The sequence below is a fragment of the Stenotrophomonas sp. SMYL86 genome (genome assembly GCF_036320025.1).
Taxonomy (GTDB): domain Bacteria; phylum Pseudomonadota; class Gammaproteobacteria; order Xanthomonadales; family Xanthomonadaceae; genus Stenotrophomonas; species Stenotrophomonas maltophilia_A.
In genome coordinates this window covers 93,757-113,379 of record NZ_JAWIRU010000007.1, presented here as the reverse complement: position 1 = coordinate 113,379, position 19,623 = coordinate 93,757, and the positions used below count along the sequence as shown (strand labels likewise).

Below are 19,623 nucleotides of genomic sequence, written 5' to 3'. Positions count from 1 at the left end.
AATGTCGCAGCAAACCACCATCCGCAAGCTTGCCGAACTGGTCAACACGCCGGTCGAAAAACTGCTGGAACAGCTGGCCGGTGCCGGCATGAAGTTCAGCGGTCCCGACCAGGTCGTGACCAGCACCGAGAAGGTGAAGCTCCTGGGCTTCCTTCGTCGTTCGCACGGCAAGCCCGAGCAGGCCCCGGAAGAAACTGATCAGTCTGCAAAGAAGATCACGCTCAACCGCCGGAAACAGCAGGAAGTGACGGTCAGTTCCGGTCGCAGCAAGACGACCGTGAATGTCGAGGTGCGCCAGAAGCGTACCTACGTCAAGGATGGTGCTCGCGCCATGACCCCGGACGAAGAGCGCGCCGACATCCTGCGCAAGCTGGAAGAGTCGCGTGCGCGCAACCTTGCCGAACAGCAGGCCCTGGCCGAGAAGGATCGTCTGCGCGACGAAGCCATCGTCCGTGCCCGTGAGGAAGAGGTTGCGGCCAAGGAACGCGCAGAGGCCGAGAAGAAGGCCGCCGAGGAAGCTGCGGCCGCCGCCAAGGCTGCCGAGGCGCTGGCGGCCAGCAAGCCCAAGCGCGCTCCGATCGATGAAACCGCGCCGCGCCCGCCGCGTGCTCCGGCCGCCGCTCCGGCTGCGCCGCGCAGCGCTCCGCCGCCGCCGCGCAACGACGACCGCAACAACCGCAGCGCGCCGCGCAACGAGCGTGGCCCGGGCGACCGTTTCGCCGGCCAGATGCACCTGTCGGCTGCCGACCGCGCGCGTCGTGGCAACAGCAACAACAGCAACACCCGTGGTCGTCCGGGCGGGCGTAACCAGGCCGGTGGCCGTCGCGACATGTCGCGCGGTGGCAACAATGCAGGTCCGCACGCCTTCGAGCGTCCGACCGCGCCGGTGGTGCGTGAAGTGGCGATCGGCGACACGATCACCGTGGCCGACCTGGCGCAGAAGCTCGCGCTGAAGGGCGGTGAGGTGGTCAAGGCGCTGTTCAAGATGGGCGTGATGGCCACCATCACCCAGTCCATCGACCATGACACCGCCGCGCTGGTGACCGAAGAACTCGGCCACAAGGCGATCCGTGCCAACGACAACGACGCCGAAGACGCACTGCTGGCCTCGACCGGTGAAAACCAGGGCGAAGCCACCCAGCGTCCGCCGGTGGTCACCATCATGGGCCACGTCGACCACGGCAAGACCTCGCTGCTGGATTACATCCGCCGCACCAAGGTCGCCACCGGCGAAGCCGGCGGCATCACCCAGCACATCGGTGCCTACCACGTGGATACGCCGAAGGGCGTGATCAGCTTCCTGGATACCCCGGGCCACGCGGCATTCACCTCGATGCGTGCGCGCGGCGCCAAGCTGACCGACATCGTGGTGCTGGTCGTGGCCGCCGATGACGGCGTCATGCCGCAGACCAAGGAAGCGATCCAGCACGCGCGTTCGGCGGGTGTGCCGCTGATCGTGGCGATCAACAAGATCGACAAGTCCGACGCCGACCCGATGCGGGTCAAGAACGAACTGCTGTCCGAGCAGGTCGTGGCCGAAGACTTCGGTGGTGATACCCAGATGGTGGAAATCTCGGCCAAGACCGGCCTGGGCATCGACGACCTGCTGGACGCCATCTCGATCCAGGCCGAACTGCTGGAACTGAAGGCCGTCGACGAAGGCCGCGCTTCGGGCGTGGTGATCGAATCGTCGCTGGACAAGGGCCGTGGCCCGGTCGCCACCGTGCTGGTGCAGCAGGGCCGCCTGAAGAAGGGCGACTACCTGGTGTGCGGCATCCAGTACGGCCGCGTGCGTGCGCTGTTCGACGAAACCGGCAAGCAGCCGGAGTTCGCCGGCCCGTCCATCCCGGTGCAGGTCCTGGGCCTGTCCGGCGTGCCGGAAGCGGGTGATGACTTCGTGGTCGTCGAGGACGAGCGCCTGGCCAAGGACGTTGCCCAGCAGCGTGAGACCAAGCGCCGTGAATCGCGCCTGGTCGCCACCGCCGGCAGCCGCATGGAAGACATCATGGCGACCCTGGGCAAGGGCGAGGGCCAGCAGGTCCTCAACCTGGTCATCAAGGCCGACGTGCAGGGTTCGGTGCAGGCCCTGAGCCAGGCACTGGTCGCGCTGTCCAACGAAGACATCCGCATCAACGTGATCCACTCCGGCGTGGGCGGCATCACCGAATCGGACGCCAACTCGGCGGCCGCTTCGAAGGCCACCGTCATCGGCTTCAACGTGCGTGCGGACGCTTCGGCCCGTCGCATCATCGAATCCAACGGCGTGGACCTGCGTTACTTCTCGATCATCTATGACGTGATCGACCAGGTGAAGCAGGTGGCTTCCGGTCTGCTGGGCGTGGAGATCCGCGAAGAGATCATCGGTATCGCCGAGGTCCGCGACGTCTTCCGCAGCTCCAAGCTGGGCGCCGTGGCCGGCTCGATGGTCATCGAGGGCGTGGTCAAGCGCAACAAGCCGATCCGCGTGCTGCGCGACAGCGTGGTGATCTTCGAGGGCGAGCTGGAATCGCTGCGTCGCTTCAAGGAGAACGTCGAGGAAGTCCGCAACGGTACCGAGTGCGGTATCGCGGTGAAGGCCTACAACGACGTCAAGCCGGGTGACCAGATCGAGTGCTTCGAGCGTATCGAAGTGCCGCGCACCCTGTAATGTGGTGTGGCCCGACCAACGGTCGGGCCCTACCTAGCTGTAGACCCCGCCCACCGGTCGGCTACCCTGTCGTCGCGCCCGCCCGTGGGTCGGGCGACCATTGAATCAAGAGTAGTGCCCGACCGTTGGCCGGGCGACAACTGAACCAAGAGCTCCTCGTGCCCAAGACTTTCCATCGAACCGACCGTGTCTCCGCCCAGCTGCGCCGTGAACTCGGCACCCTGGTGCACAACGCTGTGCGCGAGCACGGGTTGCCCTCGGTGAGCGTGTCCGACGTGGAAATCACCCGCGACATGGCCCATGCCAAGGTGTTCGTCACCGCGCTGATGCCGGAACGTTCGGCCGAAGCCGTGGCCGGCCTGAAGGAGCTGGGCTATCGCCTGCGCATGGACCTGGCCCGTGCGATGAAGCTGCGCCACGTGCCGGAGCTGCATTTCCACTACGACGACTCGGTCGACCGTGGTGAGCACATCGACAACATCCTGCGCGATCTGCCTGATACGTTGGCCGCCGAGAAGCGTCGCGAGAGCGACGAAGAATAACCGCGCGACGCCGGGCATGCCCGGCGTCGTTGCATTCCGGCTGCGCGATGTCTGATGCAGACCGCGCTGCAGCAGTCGAGCATGGCTCGACTCTACAAAATCCTGTCATGACCCGAATTCAGTTCCGCCGCCTGGATGGCATCCTGCTGCTCGACAAGTCGACCGGCATGAGCTCCAACGCCGCCCTGCAGGTGGCCCGTCGCCTGTTCCGTGCCGAAAAGGGTGGCCATACCGGCAGCCTCGATCCGCTGGCCACCGGCCTGTTGCCGCTGTGCTTCGGCGAGGCGACCAAGATTGCCGGTCTGCTGCTCGGCTCGGCCAAGGCCTACGACGCCGAGATCATGCTGGGCCAGACCACCGACACTGACGATTCCGAAGGCCAGGTGCTGCTGCAGCGCCCGGTGCCTTCGATCAGTGCCGAGGCCCTGCAGGCGGCGCTGGCGCCGCTGACCGGCAGCATCCGCCAGCGTGCTCCGATCTATTCGGCACTGAAGCAGGGTGGGGAGCCGCTGTATGTGAAGGCCCGCCGCGGTGACGTCATCGAAGCGCCGGAGCGCGAGGTGCAGGTGCACGCCATCGAGGTGATGGAGCAGCAGCCCGAGCGGTTGCGGCTGCGCGTGACCTGCGGCTCCGGCACCTACATCCGCAGCCTGGCCCGCGACCTGGGCGAGGCACTGGGCTGCGGCGCTCACATCACTGCGTTGCGCCGGCTCTGGGTCGAGCCGTTCCATGAACCGGCGATGGTCACCCTGGACCAGCTGCGGGCGATGGTCGAGGCCGGTGACGAGGCCGGGATGGACGCGCTGCTGCTGCCGCTGGCGGCCGGCCTGGCTGAATACCCGCGGGTCGACCTCGATGCCGACCAGGCCCACCGCTTCTGCGTCGGCCAGCGCCAGCGGGACCTGTCCTGGCCGCATGGCCTGGTGGCCGTGTTTGGCCCGGACGATGCTGTCCAGGGCCTGGGCCAGGTCGATGACAGTGGCCTGCTGGCTCCGCAGCGTCGTTTCAACCTCTGACCGGACCCGGGCGGTTCAGCCCCGGTCCTTGTCCCGGAAGCCCCCGACCGTTACAATTTCGCGGCCGTTTTCCGGCAGCCTGCCTCGCGCAGGTTTCATCCTCGTAGTCCACGGCGAGCCTGGCGGTGCGCGAAGCGCGTTCCTGCCGGCCACGCATCACAGAGAAAAAAGAAATGTCGATCGACACCCAGAAGGTCATTGAAGACAACAAGCGCAGCTCGGCTGACACCGGCTCCCCGGAAGTCCAGGTTGCACTGCTGACCGCGCGCATCGAACTGCTGACCGGCCACTTCAAGACCCACAAGAAGGACCACCACAGCCGCCGCGGCCTGCTGCAGATGGTCAACCGCCGTCGCAGCCTGCTCGACTACCTGAAGAAGAAGGACGTCGAGCGTTACAAGGCCCTGATCGAGAAGCTTGGCCTGCGTCGCTAAGCAACGAATCCCCCGCGGCGCAGCGATGCGCCGCGGTTTTGTTTTGTAGCACCGCAATCCCCGATTCAGGCCGGAACGATCCGGCCACCCGCTGGCGGCAAGGGTCGCCGACGGTCCAAATTCGCAGACAGCATCCCCAAGGACACCCTCCGTGGCAAAAATCACCAAAACCTTCCAGTACGGCAAGCACACCGTCACGCTTGAGACCGGCGAAGTCGCCCGTCAGGCCAGCGGCGCCGTCATCGTCAAGATGGACGACACCGTACTGCTGGTCACCGCCGTCGCCGCCAAGAGCGCGCGCGAAGGCCAGGACTTCTTCCCGCTGACCGTCGATTATCAGGAAAAGTTCTACGCCGGCGGCCGTATCCCGGGTGGTTTCTTCAAGCGTGAAGGCCGTGCGACCGAGAAGGAAACCCTGATCTCGCGCCTGATCGACCGTCCGATCCGTCCGCTGTTCCCGGAAGACTACAAGAACGAAGTGCAGATCATCGCCACGGTCATGTCGCTGAACCCGGACGTGGACGGTGACATCCCGGCCCTGATCGGCGCCTCGGCTGCCCTGGCCCTGGCCGGCACCCCGTTCATGGGTCCGATCGGCGCTGCCAAGGTCGGCTACAAGAACGGCGAGTACATCCTGAACCCGACCGTCAGCGAACTGGCTGACTCGCAGCTGGAACTGGTTGTCGCCGGTACCTCCAACGCCGTGCTGATGGTCGAATCCGAAGCCGCGCTGCTGTCCGAAGAAGTGATGCTGGGCGCCGTGACCTTCGGTCACCGCGAAATGCAGAAGGTCATCAACGCGATCAACGAGCTGACCGTCGAAGCCGGCACCAAGCCGTCGACCTGGGAAGCCCCGGCCAAGAACGACGCGCTGATCTCCGCCCTGAAGGAAGCCATCGGCCCGCGCCTGGGCGAAGCCTTCCAGGTGCGCGACAAGCTGCAGCGCCGCGACGCCATCTCGGCGATCAAGAAGGACGTGGTCGAAACCCTGGCTGGCCGCGTGGCCGCTGAAGGCTGGAACCCGGCCGAGCTGTCGAAGGAATTCGGCGAGCTGGAATACCGCACCATGCGTGACTCGGTGCTGGACACCAAGGTCCGTATCGACGGCCGTGCGCTGGACACCGTCCGCCCGATCGCCGTGAAGACCGGCGTGCTGCCGCGTACCCACGGTTCCTCGCTGTTCACCCGCGGCGAAACCCAGGCCATCGTGACCATCACCCTGGGCACCGCCCGTGATGGCCAGGTCATCGATGCCGTTGCCGGTGAGTACAAGGAAAACTTCCTGTTCCACTACAACTTCCCTCCGTTCTCGGTGGGTGAGTGCGGCCGCATGATGGGCCCGAAGCGCCGCGAAATCGGCCACGGTCGCCTGGCCAAGCGCGGCGTGCTGGCTGTCATGCCGTCGCTGGAAGCCTTCCCGTACACCATCCGCGTCGTCTCGGAAATCACCGAGTCGAACGGTTCCTCGTCGATGGCATCGGTCTGCGGTTCGTCGCTGGCCCTGATGGACGCCGGCGTGCCGGTGAAGGCGCCGGTTGCCGGTATCGCCATGGGTCTGGTCAAGGAAGGCGAGCGCTTCGTCGTCCTGTCCGACATCCTGGGTGACGAAGATCACCTGGGCGACATGGACTTCAAGGTGGCCGGTACCGCTGAGGGCATCTCCGCCCTGCAGATGGACATCAAGATCGAAGGCATCACCGAAGAGATCATGAAGCAGGCTCTGCAGCAGGCCAAGGCTGGCCGTCTGCACATCCTGGGCGAAATGGCCCACGGCCTGACCGCTCCGCGTGAAGAGCTGTCGGACTACGCGCCGCGCCTGCTGACCATCAAGATCCACCCGGACAAGATCCGCGAAGTGATCGGCAAGGGTGGCTCGACCATCCAGGCCATCACCAAGGAAACCGGCACCCAGATCGACATCCAGGATGACGGCACCATCGTCATCGCTTCGGTCAATGCCATCGCTGCCCAGGCCGCCAAGGCCCGCATCGAGCAGATCACCTCGGACGTCGAGCCGGGCCGCATCTACGAAGGCAAGGTCGCCAAGATCATGGACTTCGGTGCGTTCGTCACGATCCTGCCGGGCAAGGACGGTCTGGTCCACGTGTCGCAGATCTCCAGCGATCGCGTCGAGAAGGTCGGCGACGTGCTGAAGGAAGGCGATGTGGTCAAGGTCAAGGTGCTGGAAGTCGACAAGCAGGGCCGTATCCGCCTGTCGATGAAGGCCGTGGAAGAAGGCGACGCCGCCAGCGCCGAGTAATCGACCTCCGGTCGATTACGGTAGGTGTCAACCTTGGTTGACACGCTCCTGGAATCGCTGAAATGAAAAAGCGGGCTTCGGCCCGCTTTTTCTTTGCCTGGAATCCTGTGGATGAGGACCGTTGGTCCTTGCACTTACGCGTCTTCTTCGTCCTCCCCCAGCCACCAGACCTGGCCTGGCTCCGGGTCGCTCATCGGGTGCTCGCGCTGTTCGATGGCCTCCAGCACCCGGCCGGGGGCTGCAGCGACCCACACCGCCATGAGCCTTTCCACCGCAGCCCGGCCCTGTGCGGCCACGCCGAGGTCACGTTCGCGTCTCCATTGGTCTTCATCTGGCGCCTCATCACCATGCTGGTGCGGCGTGCCGTAGCTGCAGCGGCGGCACAGCCGGCGCACGGTAGCCGTCCAGTCCTCGACCATGCCGATGCCGGGCAGGGTGATTGCCTCCAGCGCAGCGATGTCATCGGCCGAATCGCACTGCACGAACACGGTGAAGGTCGCCATGTCCGATGCCTGCAGGCGCTGCATTGCATTGAACACCGGCACCTCGTGTTCGCTGTACGTACGGCGGCCGGTCGAGGCGCCGTCGTGCAGCACGATGTCGCCGAAGCGGAAGCCGCTTTCGGGCAGCGGTACGTTGTCGATGCGTGCACGCACCGGATCGATGCGGCGCATGTACACCACCTCGGCGTCGGACCATGGCGCCAGGCGCACGCAGGCCACGCCGAAGTGGCCCTCGATCGGGCCCTCGCCTTCGGGCAGGGTGATGCCACAGCGGGTCCACTGGCGTCGTGCTTCGGCCCAGTCCGCCATGCCGGTGGCGGCGATGCCGGCATTCCAGGCAGTGGCGACATCGAATTCCCCACGCAGCTGCTCCGATTGCAGGTTGTCCTGCAGTGAGGCAGCCCAGTCGCGCAGGTACTTGTGCGCCAATCCGCGCATGTAATGCAGGTACGGCACCTCCGGAGCGAGTGCGATCAGCTCGCCGAACAGCGCCACCGCCTGCTGCAGGTCGCCTTCGTGGAAGGCGCCGTAGGCGCGTGCCTCCAGGGCCTGGCATTCGTCGAGGGTTTCGTCGTCCAGCAGGTCGCCGTCGTCGAGGTTGTCGTGGTCGGTGCTCATGTCCATGCGCGGTTGAAGGTCCGCGGCTACCTTAGCCGATGCGCGAGCCCGCGAAGGCGGCGTCGGCGTGTGTCCTGCTGCAGTGCATGAGGGTCGTTGCATGACTGGCGCGTTGTCGTCATCCGGCGGGATGCACCTGTCCACTGGACGACATGCCACGACAACCGTCCCACAGCCCCATCCGTTTGCTAACGTGGCTGCGCCTTCGAACCGGGAGATCCCATGTTCCGCCAGACCGTGGCTGCCCTTGCCGTGCTGATTGCCGGTGCCTTGCCCATTGCCGTGCATGCGGCACCCGCGCAGCCGCCGATCTTCGGTGCCTACTACCCCGGTGGTTCGGCCGAGCGCTACCCGGTGTCGAGCATTCCGGCCGAGCGCCTCACCCACCTGTTCTACGCGTTCTCCACCATCGAGGACGGGCGCTGCACGATCGGTGCGGAAGCGCCGAAGAATTTCGCGGCGCTGGCCGAGCTGAAGAAGGCGCACCCGCATCTGCGCACGCTGATCTCGATCGGTGGCTGGGGGGCAGGTGGATTCTCCGATGCAGCGCTGACCGAGGGCAGCCGCAAGCGCCTGGTCGACTCATGCATGGCGCTGTTCTTCGATCGTCATGCTGGCAGTTTCGATGGCGTGGACATCGACTGGGAGTTCCCGGTCAGTGGCGGGCCAAAGGAGCTGGCACACCGCCCGCAGGACCGCGCCAATCTGACCCGGCTCGCGCAGGCGTTCCGCGTGGCCCTTGATGCGCATGGCCGCAAGGCGGGGCAGCCGATGCTGTTGACCGCCGCACTGGCCGCCGGTCGCCTGCAGACCGATGGCCCCTACGATCCAGCCGCAAGCTATGACCTGCCGGCGCTGGCCAAGGTGTTCGATTTCATCAACCTGATGAGCTACGACATGGGCACCGGCTTCTCGGCGGTGTCGACGTTCAATGCGCCCCTGCATGAAGTGCCAGCTGATCCGCTGGCGCCGGAACTGCGGCGCTGGAACAACGTCGCCGGCGCAGTGCAGTACTACCGCGAGCATGGTGTGCCGGCCGACAAGCTGGTGCTGGGCGTGCCGTTCTACGGGCGCGGCTTCAAGGTCACCGGCGATGCACCGGACGGTCTGTATCAGGCCTACAGCGCACCGGCCGATGCCGGCGATTGGCGGGTGATCAAGGCGCGTTATCTCGACCAGCCGGGCTGGACGAAGCACTGGCAACCACAGGCGCAGAGCCCGTGGCTGTACAACGCCGAGCAGAAGGTTTTCATCAGCTATGAAGACCCGCGCTCGATCGGCCTGCGTGCGCAGTTCGCCCGTGAGCAGGGCCTGGCCGGCGTCTTCATGTGGGAGCTGACCGGCGACGACGAACAGGCGAGCCTGCTCAACGCCATGCTGGGTCCCTGGCAGAAGGCACGCATCGGCGATTGAACCTCGCCTGGCTGCGGCGGGTCATGCCTGGCGCAATGCCGCAACGTCATCGACCCGACACCGCACACTACCGCCACGTCCGCAGCGCTACGCTGCGGGCATGATCCATCTCGAACGCCTGGACCATCTGGTCCTCACCGTCGCCGACATCGACCGCAGCTGTGATTTCTACCAGCGCGTGCTCGGCATGCAGGTCGTGCACTTCGGCGCGGGCCGCACCGCGCTGCAGTTCGGCCAGCAGAAGATCAACCTGCATCCGGCCAGCGCCCCGCTACAACCGCATGCGCTGCGGCCCATGCCGGGCAGCGCCGATCTGTGCCTGGTCACGCGCACGGCGACGACCGATGTGCTGGCCCACCTGCAGGCGCAGTCCGTTGCAGTGGAGGAGGGGCCGGTCGCACGTACTGGCGCGCTGGGGCTGATCGAATCGGTGTACTTCCGCGACCCGGATGGCAACCTGATCGAAGTGAGTCGTTACCCCGGCGAGGCATGATCCTGCTTGGGTAGCGTCGAGCTTGCTCGACGGAGCTTGGCGCGAAATCAACAGCTGTCGAGCATGCTCGACGCTACAGGGGGCGTTGCGCGTAACGGTCGGTAGCGCCGGGCCATGCCCGGCGACGGCTCAGTTGGCCCAGACGCTGTTGGGGTCGCCGTTGCGGGCGCGGCGTTGGCTGGCCACAGCCAGGCGGGCGAAGCCGAAGGCCATGGCCAGCGCGATGGCATCGACCCAGAACAGCGGCCAGTGGCCACGCGCGGCAGCACGCCACAGCCAGTCACCATTGAGCGCGCCATGCAGGATCGGCACCAGTGCGGTACTGATCGCCGCCGCCCACAGCAGTTCGCGTGCCGCCTGCGCCGGGCGTCGCAGCGCGGCCCACAGCGCACAGGCCGCCCAGCTGCCGAAGCAGGCCCAGCGGATGCCGTGGTCGACCGCGGACGGTGCCAGCCGCTCCAGCACCAGCGCGGTGACGAACGCGACCGAAATCGCAACGCACAGCCCGATGCAGACGCCGACCGTGGCCCGTGCCATGTTCACCCCGGCACGCGGTTGCTGCGGCTGGCGACGCTTGCGCCGCGATTCGATCCACAACAGGTTGCCGGAGTAGAACAGGAAGGCACCGCCAAGGCCGAGCAGGAAGTACAGCCAGACCACTACGCCGTTGCCGAACTCGCCGAAGTGCAGGGCATAGGCCGCGCTGAGCGTGGCGTGGTTGGCGTCGCGCTGGCCGGGCAGCTGCGAGGCCAGGACGTTGCCGGTGGCCACGTCCAGTGCCACCGCGCCGAGCGGGCCGAGCGTTCCGGTGGATTCGCCGGTGATCTCGATGGTGGCGTTGGCATCGCCGGCGTTGGCCAGCTTCAGGTAGGCCGGTTCGAAATTGGCCACGCCCTGTGCGCGGGCCACTTCAAGCGCGCGTGCATGCAGCACGCGCAGGCTGCCCGGCGGTGCCGGGATGCCGCTGGCGTCGCGCACAGGCGCGGTGTCCATTGCGGTCGGTACCGCCTGCAGGGCCTTGCCGTCGTAGATCAGCGGGTTGAGCAGGGCCATCTGCACGAACACCAGGCAGAGCAGGGCGCCAGTGACCGCGAACATCAGGTGGAAGGGCAGGCTGAGCACGCCGATCACGTTGTGCGCGTCCTGCCACAGTTGCTTCAGGTTGCGGCCCGGACGCAGTGCGAACAGATCACCGAACAGCTTTGGCAGGTGGATCACCAGGCCGCTGAGCAGTGCCATGCCATACAGCAGGCTGACGATGCCCATCACGTAGATGCCGGCCACCGGCAGGCCGAGGCTGTAATGCAGCTCGTTGACCAGTTCGGCCAGCCCGGTCTGTGGCGGCGTCGGGCTGCCGGCGATCTGTCCCGGCCAGGCGTAGCGCCAGCTGCCGTCATCGGCCTGCCAGTAGGCCAGTGGCTGCGGGTGTTCGGTGCCGGGGAAGGTCATGCCGACGTGGCGGCGCGCTTCCGGATGCGCGGCAAGCACGTCTTCCAGCAGGTACTGCGCGTCGTCCAGGCCGGCGGGGAGTGCGGTGGCTGCACCGGGCGTCTGCCACAGCGGCAGGTCGTGGTGGAACAGGGTCAGCGCACCCGCGTAGAAGGCCACGAACAGGCCGAAGCCGGCAACCAGGCCGACCCAGGTGTGCAGGGTGGTGAACGTGCGCAGCGTCTGCGAACTGAACTTCATGGGAAAGGTCTCATTGCACCGCGCCGGTCAGGCGCAGCAGCCCGAGCACGGCAAAGCCGGCGGCGGCGCTGCCGGCCAGCACCAGCCAGGCGCGCAGCGCGCTGCGGAAACTGAACGCCCACAGGGCGGCCAGCATCCATAGCGGGATGAAGGCGATGAGGGTCGGCACCAGCGCCCGTTGCCACGGGCCGGGCGGCAGCCACGCCAGCAGGCCGGTGACGGCGGCGGCCAGGAGGAAGCCGACCACGATGCCGGCGAAGGCGCGCGGCCACATCACGGCGACTCCGTGCCGGGGCGGTGCCAGGCCGCCAGCGCCGGCAGCAGCATGGCGGCCAGCATCCAGGTGCACAGCATCGCCACCAGGCCGGCGGCAAAACCAAGCTCGGCCATCCACAGCCACAGCGCGGCGGCAGCGGCGACCAGGCCGATCTGGCGGCCAAGGCGGCCGGCACGGCGCAGGCGCGGCCAGCGGCAGTGTGGCGAGGCGGCATAGAAGGCCAGCGCCGAGAACATCGCCGCCAGCATGCCCAGGCTGCAGAAGCCGAGCGTGGAAAGGCCGACGGTGATCATCGCGGGCGGCCAGCGTGGCAGCGGGCCGGCGAACGCGGGGCACGGGCGGGGCCGGCGGGAGCCGGTCGGAGCGGGTGGCGCATCACGGGGTCCTGGGGGAAAGCGGGCAGGCTGGCACAGGGCGGCCTGCGCCGACATGGTAATCATTGCAATTTCACGCCGCCAGCGAGGCCCATTCAGCGGACCGTACGGTAGCCCTTGGGCTTTCCGCCGGGCTGGTTTAAGATCATCGCAGAACCCTGACTGGAACAAGGTGGCCCGCGCCCAGCGCCGGCCGAGCGTGCGACATGAGCACTACCACCGCCCACTGTTGACCTGCCCCCGAAGGCCCTATGTTCCAGGCGCCCTCGCGGCGCTTTTTTATTGCCCGGGCGCCGCCCCGGGAACGCTTTCCAGCCCGCCCAGCGGGCCCCGCACGAAGCCACTGCGATGATCAACATTACTCTTCCCGACGGCAGCCGCCGCGAATTCGAAAATCCCGTCAGCGTCATGGAGGTCGCCCAGTCGATCGGCGCCGGCCTGGCCAAGGCCACCATCGCCGGTTCGGTCGATGGCGTGCTGGTCGATGCCAGCGACGTCATCGACCACGATGCCAGCCTGCGCATCATCACCGCCAAGGACGAGGAGGGCGTGGAGATCATCCGCCACTCCTGCGCCCACCTGGTCGGCCACGCCGTCAAGCAGCTGTACCCGGACGTCAAGATGGTGATCGGTCCGGTGATCGCCGAGGGCTTCTACTACGACATCTACTCCGAGCGCCCGTTCACCCCGGACGACATGGCCGCGATCGAGAAGCGCATGGGCGAGTTGATCGCCCAGGATTACGACGTCATCAAGAAGGTGACGCCGCGTGCTGAAGTGATCGAGATCTTCAAGGCCCGTGGCGAGGACTACAAGCTGCGCCTGATCGAGGACATGTCCGACGACATCCAGGCGATGGGCATGTATTACCACCAGGAATACGTGGACATGTGCCGCGGCCCGCACGTGCCGAACACGCGCTTCCTGAAGGCTTTCAAGCTGACCCGCATCTCCGGCGCCTACTGGCGCGGCGACGCGCAGAACGAGCAGCTGCAGCGCATCTACGGCACCGCCTGGGCCGACAAGAAGCAGCTCGAGGCGTACATCAAGCGCATCGAGGAAGCCGAGATGCGCGACCACCGCCGCATCGGCAAGCAGCAGGACCTGTTCCACCTGCAGGAAGAAGCGCCGGGCCTGGTGTTCTGGCACCCGAAGGGCTGGGCGCTGTGGCAGGTGGTCGAGCAGTACATGCGCAAGGTGTACCGCAAGACCGGCTACGGCGAAGTGCGCTGCCCGCAGATCCTGGACGTGAGCCTGTGGCAGAAATCCGGCCACTGGGACAACTACCAGGACGCGATGTTCTTCACCGAATCGGAGAAGCGCACCTACGCGCTCAAGCCGATGAACTGCCCGGGCCACGTGCAGGTGTTCAACCAGGGCCTGCACAGCTACCGCGACCTGCCGATCCGCTATGGTGAGTTCGGTGCCTGCCACCGCAACGAGCCGTCCGGCGCGCTGCACGGCATCCTGCGCGTGCGTGGTTTCACCCAGGACGACGGCCACGTGTTCTGCACGGAAAACCAGGTCGAGGCGGAAGTGACCGCGTTCCACCAGCAGGCGCTGGCGGTCTACCAGCACTTCGGCTTCGATGAGATCCAGGTCAAGATCGCGCTGCGCCCGGAATCGCGCCTGGGCGATGACGCCACCTGGGACAAGGCCGAGGGCGCGCTGCGCTCGGCACTGTCCAGCAATGGGGTGGAGTGGCAGGAGCTGCCGGGCGAGGGCGCCTTCTACGGCCCGAAGATCGAGTACCACCTGAAGGACGCGATCGGCCGTACCTGGCAGCTGGGCACGATGCAGGTCGACTTCATGATGCCGGGCCGCCTGGGCGCCGAGTACGTGGACGAGAACAGCCAGAAGAAGCACCCGGTCATGCTGCACCGCGCCATCGTGGGCTCGATGGAGCGCTTCCTGGGCATCCTGATCGAGCACCATGCCGGCCAGTTCCCGACCTGGCTGGCGCCGACCCAGGTGGTGGTGGCCAACATCACCGACGCCCAGGCCGACTACGTCTCGGGCGTGACCAAAACCCTTGCGGAGCAAGGCTTCCGCGTCAGCTCGGATTTGCGTAACGAGAAGATCGGCTATAAAATCCGCGAGCATACGTTGCAGCGCGTGCCCTACCTGCTGGTCATTGGTGACCGCGAGAAGGAAAATGGGGCTGTGGCGGTGCGTACGCGTTCTGGCGAAGACCTGGGCAGCATGAGCCTGCAGGCCTTCATCGAGCGGCTCCAGGCCGAGGGCGCGTAAGCAAAGGTCCGGTCCGGGGGCACAGGCACCCGGACCGGTTCGATACCCTTGGGAGAACGTAATATCAGCACCCCTGACAACAAACAGAACCGCAAGAATCAGGAAATCCGTGTGCCGCGCGTCCGCGTGATCGGCAGTGACGGAGAAATGATCGGCGTGTTGTCGCGCGACGAAGCGCTGTCCATGGCCGAAGATGAAGGCCTGGACCTGGTCGAAATCCAGCCGCAGGCCGATCCGCCGGTCTGCAAGATCATGGACTTCGGCAAGTTCAAGTTCGAAGCGCAGAAGAAGGCCAGCGAGGCCAAGAAGAAGACCAAGCAGGTCGAGATCAAGGAAGTGAAGTTCCGTCCGGTCACGGACGAGGGCGACTACCAGATCAAGCTGCGCAAGATGCGCGGGTTCCTCGAGGATGGTGACAAGATCAAGGTCAACATCCGTTTCCGTGGCCGTGAAATGAGCCACCAGGAACTGGGCCGCGAAATGGCCAACCGGATCGAGACCGATCTGGGCGAGGACATCGTCATTGAATCCCGTCCGCGCCTGGAAGGGCGTCAGATGGTCATGATGATCGCGCCGAAGAAGAAGACCTGAGGCCTGACGGGCCGCCTTCCGGGGCGCCTGGCTGAATGGTTCAGGGTAGAGGGACGCCATGGGCGTCCCTTTGCTTTTGCAGGAAGCCGGTGAATTGCCGGCGAAAGGGTTGCAGGGGCTGGTGGCAGGGCGGTTTTGCCTGTATCATGCCCGGCTCGACCCACCCAGGACGGGTCGTACGCCGATCATGGCAGGACGGAAAGAGCGGCCCAGGCCGCCGCCAGATCAGTCAGAAACCAGGGTCATATCCCATCAAGGACATTGCAATGCCCAAGATCAAGACCAACCGGGCAGCGGCCAAGCGTTTCCGCAAGACCGCCTCGGGCAAGTACAAGTGCGGCCACGCCAACCGTAGCCACATCCTCACGAAGAAAGCGACCAAGCGTAAGCGTAATCTGCGTCAGACGGGCCATGTCCGTGCAGAAGACGCAGGCCGTCTGGACCGCATGCTCCCTTACCTCTGAGGAACTGAAAAATGGCACGAGTTAAGCGTGGCGTACAGGCGCGTCGCCGCCACAAGAAGATTCTGGATCTCGCCAAGGGCTATTACAACGCCCGTCGCAAGGTCTTCCGCGTCGCCAAGCAGGCGGTCATCAAGGCACAGCAGTACGCCTACATCGGCCGTAAGCAGAAGAAGCGCAACTTCCGTTCGCTGTGGATCACCCGTATCAATGCGGCTGCCCGCATCAACGGCCTGAGCTACAGCCGCTTCATGAACGGTCTGCTGAAGGCCGGCATCACCCTGGATCGTAAGGTCCTGGCTGACATCGCCGTGCACGACGCAGCCGGCTTTACCGCGCTGGCCGAAAAGGCCAAGGGCGCGCTGGCGGCATAAGTCCTTCCCGATGCCGTAACCGTTCACTCGGAACGGTGTCAGGTCAAGGCAATGCATGGGGAAGGGCGCAAGTCCTTCCCCATTCTTTTTTGGGTCCCGGCGAGGCCATGGCGGCAGCGCGGGGACGGCGGTGGCGACAGGGGTCGGCCCTTCGCGCATCGCGATGGCAGATCGACTGGAGTTCCGGCCCCCCATGAGCGACATCCAATCCCTCACCACCCAGGCGCTGGCCGATGTGGCCGCCGCACAGAGCCCCGACGTGCTGGAACAGCTGCGCGTGGCCCTGCTTGGCAAGAGTGGCAGCATCACCTCGCAGCTCAAGCAGCTCGGCGCCCTGCCGGCCGACGAGCGCAAGGCCGCCGGTGAAGCGATCAACCAGGCCCGCGACGCGCTGACCCGCGCGCTGGGCGAGCGCAAGGCGCTGCTGGAAGACGCGGCACTGGATGCGCGCCTGGCCGCCGAAGCCATCGACATCACCCTGCCGGGCCGCAATGGCGACCGCGCCGGCCTGCATCCGATCACCCGCACCCTGGAGCGCATCACCGGCATCTTCGGCCGGCTGGGCTACGAGCTGTCGGAAGGGCCGGAGATCGAGGATGACTGGCACAACTTCGAGGCGCTGAACTTCCCGCCGCACCATCCGGCGCGTGCCATGCACGACACCTTCTACTTCGGCGACGGCCGCCTGCTGCGCACGCACACCTCGGGCGTGCAGGTGCGCTACATGGGCGACCACGCGCCGCCGCTGCGCATGATCGCCGCCGGCAAGGTGTACCGCAGCGACAGCGACCAGACCCATTCGCCGATGTTCCACCAGGTGGAAGGCCTGCTGGTGGACGAGCATTCGACCTTCGCCGACCTGAAGGGCACGCTGGCCGAGTTCGTGCGTGCGTTCTTCGAGCGCGACTTCGAGATGCGCTTCCGCCCCAGCTACTTCCCGTTCGTTGAACCGGGTGCGGAAGTGGACATCGCCTGGCAGCAGCCCGATGGCAGCACCCGCTGGCTGGAAGTGCTCGGCTGCGGCATGGTCCATCCGAACGTGCTGCGAAACGTCGGCATCGATCCGGAGCGCTACACCGGCTTCGCCTTCGGCATGGGCGTGGAGCGCTTTGCGATGTTGCGTTACGGCGTCAACGATCTGCGCGCGTTCTTCGAGAACGACGTGCGCTTCCTCAAGCAGTTCGCGTAAGCGCCGGTCCGTAGAGTCGAGCTTGCTCGACTGCTTCTAAATTCGCAGGCCCAGGCGCATGCGCCGGGCCCACCAGGGTGACACCATGAAATTCTCCGAAAACTGGCTGCGCAGCCACGTCCCGACCCGCGCTTCGCGCGATGAACTGAGTGCGGTGCTGACCGCCATCGGCCTGGAAGTGGAAGAAGTGACCGCGCTGGGCGAAGGCCTCGAGCACGTGGTCGTGGCGCGCATCGTCGACGCCGTACGCCATCCGGAAGCCGACCGCCTGCAGGTGTGCAAGGTCGATGCCGGGCAGGGCGAGCTGCTGCAGATCGTGTGCGGCGCACCGAACGCACGTCCGGGCCTGGTTGCGCCGCTGGCGATGGTCGGCGCGCAGATTGGCGAGCTGAAGATCAAGCCGGCCAAGCTGCGCGGTGTCGAGTCCAACGGCATGCTGTGCTCGGCCAGGGAGCTGGGCCTGGACAACGATGCCTCCGGCCTGCTGGAGCTGCCGGATGACGCACCGGTCGGCCAGGCTCTGGTCGAGTACCTGGGCCTGCCGGACGCCAGCATCGAGATCAAGCTGACCCCGAACCGCGCCGACTGCTTCAGCCTGCGCGGTATCGCCTACGACGTCGCCGCCGCCACCCGCAGCGACGTGCTGGATTTCACCACCGAGACGATTCCCGCCATTGGCAGCCGTGAGCTGGCCATCCAGCTCGATGCCGGCGCTGAGGCGCCGCGTTACCTGGGCCGTGTCATCGAAGGTGTCAACGCCGCTGCCAAGACGCCGTTGTGGATGGCCGAACGCCTGCGCCGCAGCGGCGTGCGCCCGGTCTCGCTGCTGGTCGACATCACCCAGTACGTGATGCTCGAGCTCGGCCAGCCGATGCATGCCTACGACCTGGGCACCCTGCAGGGCAGCATCGCCGTGCGCCGTTCGCGTGCCGGCGAGAGCCTGAAGCTGCTGGACGGCCGCGACGCCGCGCTGGACGACAGCTTCCTGGTCGTGACCGACGCCGATCGTGCGGTCGGCCTGGCCGGCCTGATGGGCGGCTTCGACACCCGCGTCACCGACGCGACCACCGCCGTGTTCCTGGAAGCCGCGCACTTCGCGCCGGCCGCGATCATGGGCCGTGGCCGCAAGCTGGGCCTGCACACCGATGCCGGCCACCGCTTCGAGCGCGGTGTCGACCCGGCACTGCCGCGTACCGCCATCGAGTACGCCACCCGCCTGGTGCTGGACCTGGCCGGCGGTACCCCGGCGCCCGTCACCGAGGCCGTGCGTGAGGCCGATCTGCCGCAGCCGGCAACCATCGTGCTGCGCCGCGCCCGCATCACCCGCGTGCTCGGCATCACCATCGAAGATGCGGAAGTGGAGCGCATCCTGCGCGCGCTGGGCATGGACGTGGTTGCCACCGCCGACGGCTGGCAGGTCACGGCGCCGAGCCGCCGCTTCGACATCGCCATCGAAGAAGACCTGATCGAAGAGCTGGCCCGCATCCACGGTTACGAGCAGATCCCGACCACGCTGCCGGGCGGCGCCTCGCGCGTGGCGATGCCGAGCGAGACCCAGCTGGACGCACTGAGCGTGCGCCGCCAGCTGATCGCCCGTGACCAGCAGGAAACCGTCAATTTCGCCTTCGTCGACGATGCGCTGCTGACCCAGTGGCAGCTGCGCGACGGCCTGGTACCGCTGGCCAACCCGCTGTCGGCCGAACTGGCGGTGATGCGCCCGTCGCTGCTGCCAGGCCTGGTCGCCACGTTGGGCCGCAACGCCGCCCGCCAGATCGGCCGCGTGCGCCTGTTCGAACTGGGCCGCGTGTTCGCCCAGCAGGCCGGCGACGGCCGGCCGGCGCCGCTGGAAACCCCGCGCGTGGCCGCTGCGGTCTGTGGTGATGCACAGGCACTGCAGTGGGGCCTGCCGGCCCGCAAGGTCGATTTCCATGACCTGAAGGGCGATCTGGAATCGCTGGCGGCTGCCAGTGGTGCGGTACTGGAGTTCCGCCCGTCGGCCCGCCCCTACGGCCACCCGGCCCGTTCGGCCGAGGTGTTCCGCGATGGCGTGGCGATCGGCTGGATCGGTCAGATCCACCCGCGTCTGGCCAAGGCAATGGACATCGAAGCCGACGTCTACGCCTTCGAACTGGACCTGGAGCCGCTGACCGCCCGCCGCTTGCCGCGTGCCGGCGAGCTGTCGCGCTTCCCGGCAGTGCGCCGCGACCTGGCATTCCTGGTGCCTGAACAGGTGGCCTGGGCCGATCTCGCGGCCACCGTCCGCCAGGCCGCTGGCCCGCTGCTGCGCGACCTGAACCTGTTCGACCGCTACGTCGGCCAGGGCGTCGAGCCGGGATTCAAGAGTCTCGCTATGGGCTTGATTTTGCAGGACAAGTCGCGCACTCTGACGGACCGCGACGTGGATGCGGTGGTGGCCGAGGCGGTCACTGCCATCGAGCGTGAACATCACGCCCGGATCCGCGGCTGAGCGGGCAGCACTCGGGGGTAGCAGG

Annotated in this window: 17 protein-coding genes; 13 read left to right on the top strand and 4 right to left on the bottom strand. The window is 66.5% G+C overall.

Annotation, left to right across the window (positions count from 1 at the left end):
• Position 1 precedes the first annotated feature (1 nt).
• From infB to pnp, 5 genes are all read left to right on the top strand, one after another.
• Entirely contained in the window at positions 2-2,647 is a 2,646-nt protein-coding gene (gene infB, locus V3B64_RS10095) for a translation initiation factor IF-2 (protein ID WP_032128650.1), read from the top strand.
• A 158-nt stretch (positions 2,648-2,805) separates the two neighbouring features.
• On the top strand, positions 2,806-3,189 hold the full coding sequence (rbfA, locus tag V3B64_RS10090; protein ID WP_005410447.1) for a 30S ribosome-binding factor RbfA: 384 nt from the start codon (positions 2,806-2,808) through the stop codon (positions 3,187-3,189).
• 107 nt (positions 3,190-3,296) lie between these two features.
• Entirely contained in the window at positions 3,297-4,205 is a 909-nt protein-coding gene (truB, locus tag V3B64_RS10085; protein ID WP_329914087.1) for a tRNA pseudouridine(55) synthase TruB, read from the top strand.
• A 173-nt stretch (positions 4,206-4,378) separates the two neighbouring features.
• Entirely contained in the window at positions 4,379-4,639 is a 261-nt protein-coding gene (rpsO, locus tag V3B64_RS10080; RefSeq protein WP_005410445.1) for a 30S ribosomal protein S15, read from the top strand.
• Between the two features lie 151 nt (positions 4,640-4,790).
• Positions 4,791-6,899 carry a polyribonucleotide nucleotidyltransferase gene (gene pnp / locus V3B64_RS10075; RefSeq protein ID WP_121504563.1) on the top strand — a complete coding sequence of 703 codons (2,109 nt, stop codon included), beginning with the start codon at positions 4,791-4,793 and terminating at the stop codon, positions 6,897-6,899.
• Positions 6,900-7,033: 134 nt separating this feature from the next.
• Here pnp and V3B64_RS10070 read toward each other — a convergent pair whose 3' ends face one another.
• Entirely contained in the window at positions 7,034-8,020 is a 987-nt protein-coding gene (locus V3B64_RS10070; RefSeq protein WP_329914086.1) for a hypothetical protein, read from the bottom strand.
• Positions 8,021-8,242: 222 nt separating this feature from the next.
• Between V3B64_RS10070 and V3B64_RS10065 the strand changes: the two genes are divergently transcribed.
• Both V3B64_RS10065 and V3B64_RS10060 read left to right on the top strand, forming a co-directional pair.
• The gene (locus tag V3B64_RS10065) at positions 8,243-9,433 is read left to right on the top strand and encodes a glycoside hydrolase family 18 protein (protein ID WP_329914085.1); all 1,191 of its coding nucleotides are present in this window, start codon (positions 8,243-8,245) and stop codon (positions 9,431-9,433) included.
• Between the two features lie 100 nt (positions 9,434-9,533).
• The gene (locus tag V3B64_RS10060) at positions 9,534-9,926 is read left to right on the top strand and encodes a VOC family protein (RefSeq protein WP_032128655.1); all 393 of its coding nucleotides are present in this window, start codon (positions 9,534-9,536) and stop codon (positions 9,924-9,926) included.
• Between the two features lie 129 nt (positions 9,927-10,055).
• On the opposite strand, the gene V3B64_RS10055 is transcribed toward V3B64_RS10060, so the two are convergent.
• From V3B64_RS10055 to V3B64_RS10045, 3 genes are read right to left on the bottom strand one after another with little or no spacing between them, the layout of a single operon-like run.
• Positions 10,056-11,615: a PepSY-associated TM helix domain-containing protein gene (locus V3B64_RS10055; RefSeq protein WP_049401220.1), complete on the bottom strand. Its 1,560-nt coding sequence runs from the start codon at positions 11,613-11,615 to the stop codon at positions 10,056-10,058.
• A gap of 10 nt (positions 11,616-11,625) precedes the next feature.
• Positions 11,626-11,889 (bottom strand): hypothetical protein, encoded by a 264-nt coding sequence (locus V3B64_RS10050; protein WP_153855896.1) that lies wholly within the window; start codon positions 11,887-11,889, stop codon positions 11,626-11,628.
• A complete protein-coding gene (locus V3B64_RS10045) occupies positions 11,889-12,185 on the bottom strand; it encodes a hypothetical protein (protein WP_005410439.1) in 297 nt (98 codons plus the stop codon). Before V3B64_RS10045 ends, V3B64_RS10050 begins: the two co-directional genes overlap by 1 nt.
• A 429-nt stretch (positions 12,186-12,614) precedes the next feature.
• Between V3B64_RS10045 and thrS the strand changes: the two genes are divergently transcribed.
• From thrS to pheT, 6 genes are all read left to right on the top strand, one after another.
• A complete protein-coding gene (thrS, locus tag V3B64_RS10040) occupies positions 12,615-14,516 on the top strand; it encodes a threonine--tRNA ligase (protein ID WP_329914084.1) in 1,902 nt (633 codons plus the stop codon).
• Between the two features lie 63 nt (positions 14,517-14,579).
• A complete protein-coding gene (gene infC, locus V3B64_RS10035; RefSeq protein ID WP_074725076.1) occupies positions 14,580-15,107 on the top strand; it encodes a translation initiation factor IF-3 in 528 nt (175 codons plus the stop codon).
• Positions 15,108-15,373: 266 nt separating this feature from the next.
• Positions 15,374-15,571 carry a 50S ribosomal protein L35 gene (rpmI, locus tag V3B64_RS10030; protein WP_005410436.1) on the top strand — a complete coding sequence of 66 codons (198 nt, stop codon included), beginning with the start codon at positions 15,374-15,376 and terminating at the stop codon, positions 15,569-15,571.
• Positions 15,572-15,582: 11 nt separating this feature from the next.
• On the top strand, positions 15,583-15,942 hold the full coding sequence (rplT, locus tag V3B64_RS10025; protein ID WP_006380762.1) for a 50S ribosomal protein L20: 360 nt from the start codon (positions 15,583-15,585) through the stop codon (positions 15,940-15,942).
• Positions 15,943-16,135: 193 nt separating this feature from the next.
• Complete coding sequence (locus V3B64_RS10020; protein ID WP_005417865.1) at positions 16,136-17,131, top strand: phenylalanine--tRNA ligase subunit alpha; 996 nt, start codon at positions 16,136-16,138, stop codon at positions 17,129-17,131.
• 85 nt (positions 17,132-17,216) lie between these two features.
• On the top strand, positions 17,217-19,598 hold the full coding sequence (gene pheT, locus V3B64_RS10015; RefSeq protein ID WP_329914083.1) for a phenylalanine--tRNA ligase subunit beta: 2,382 nt from the start codon (positions 17,217-17,219) through the stop codon (positions 19,596-19,598).
• The last annotated feature ends 25 nt before the right edge of the window (positions 19,599-19,623 follow it).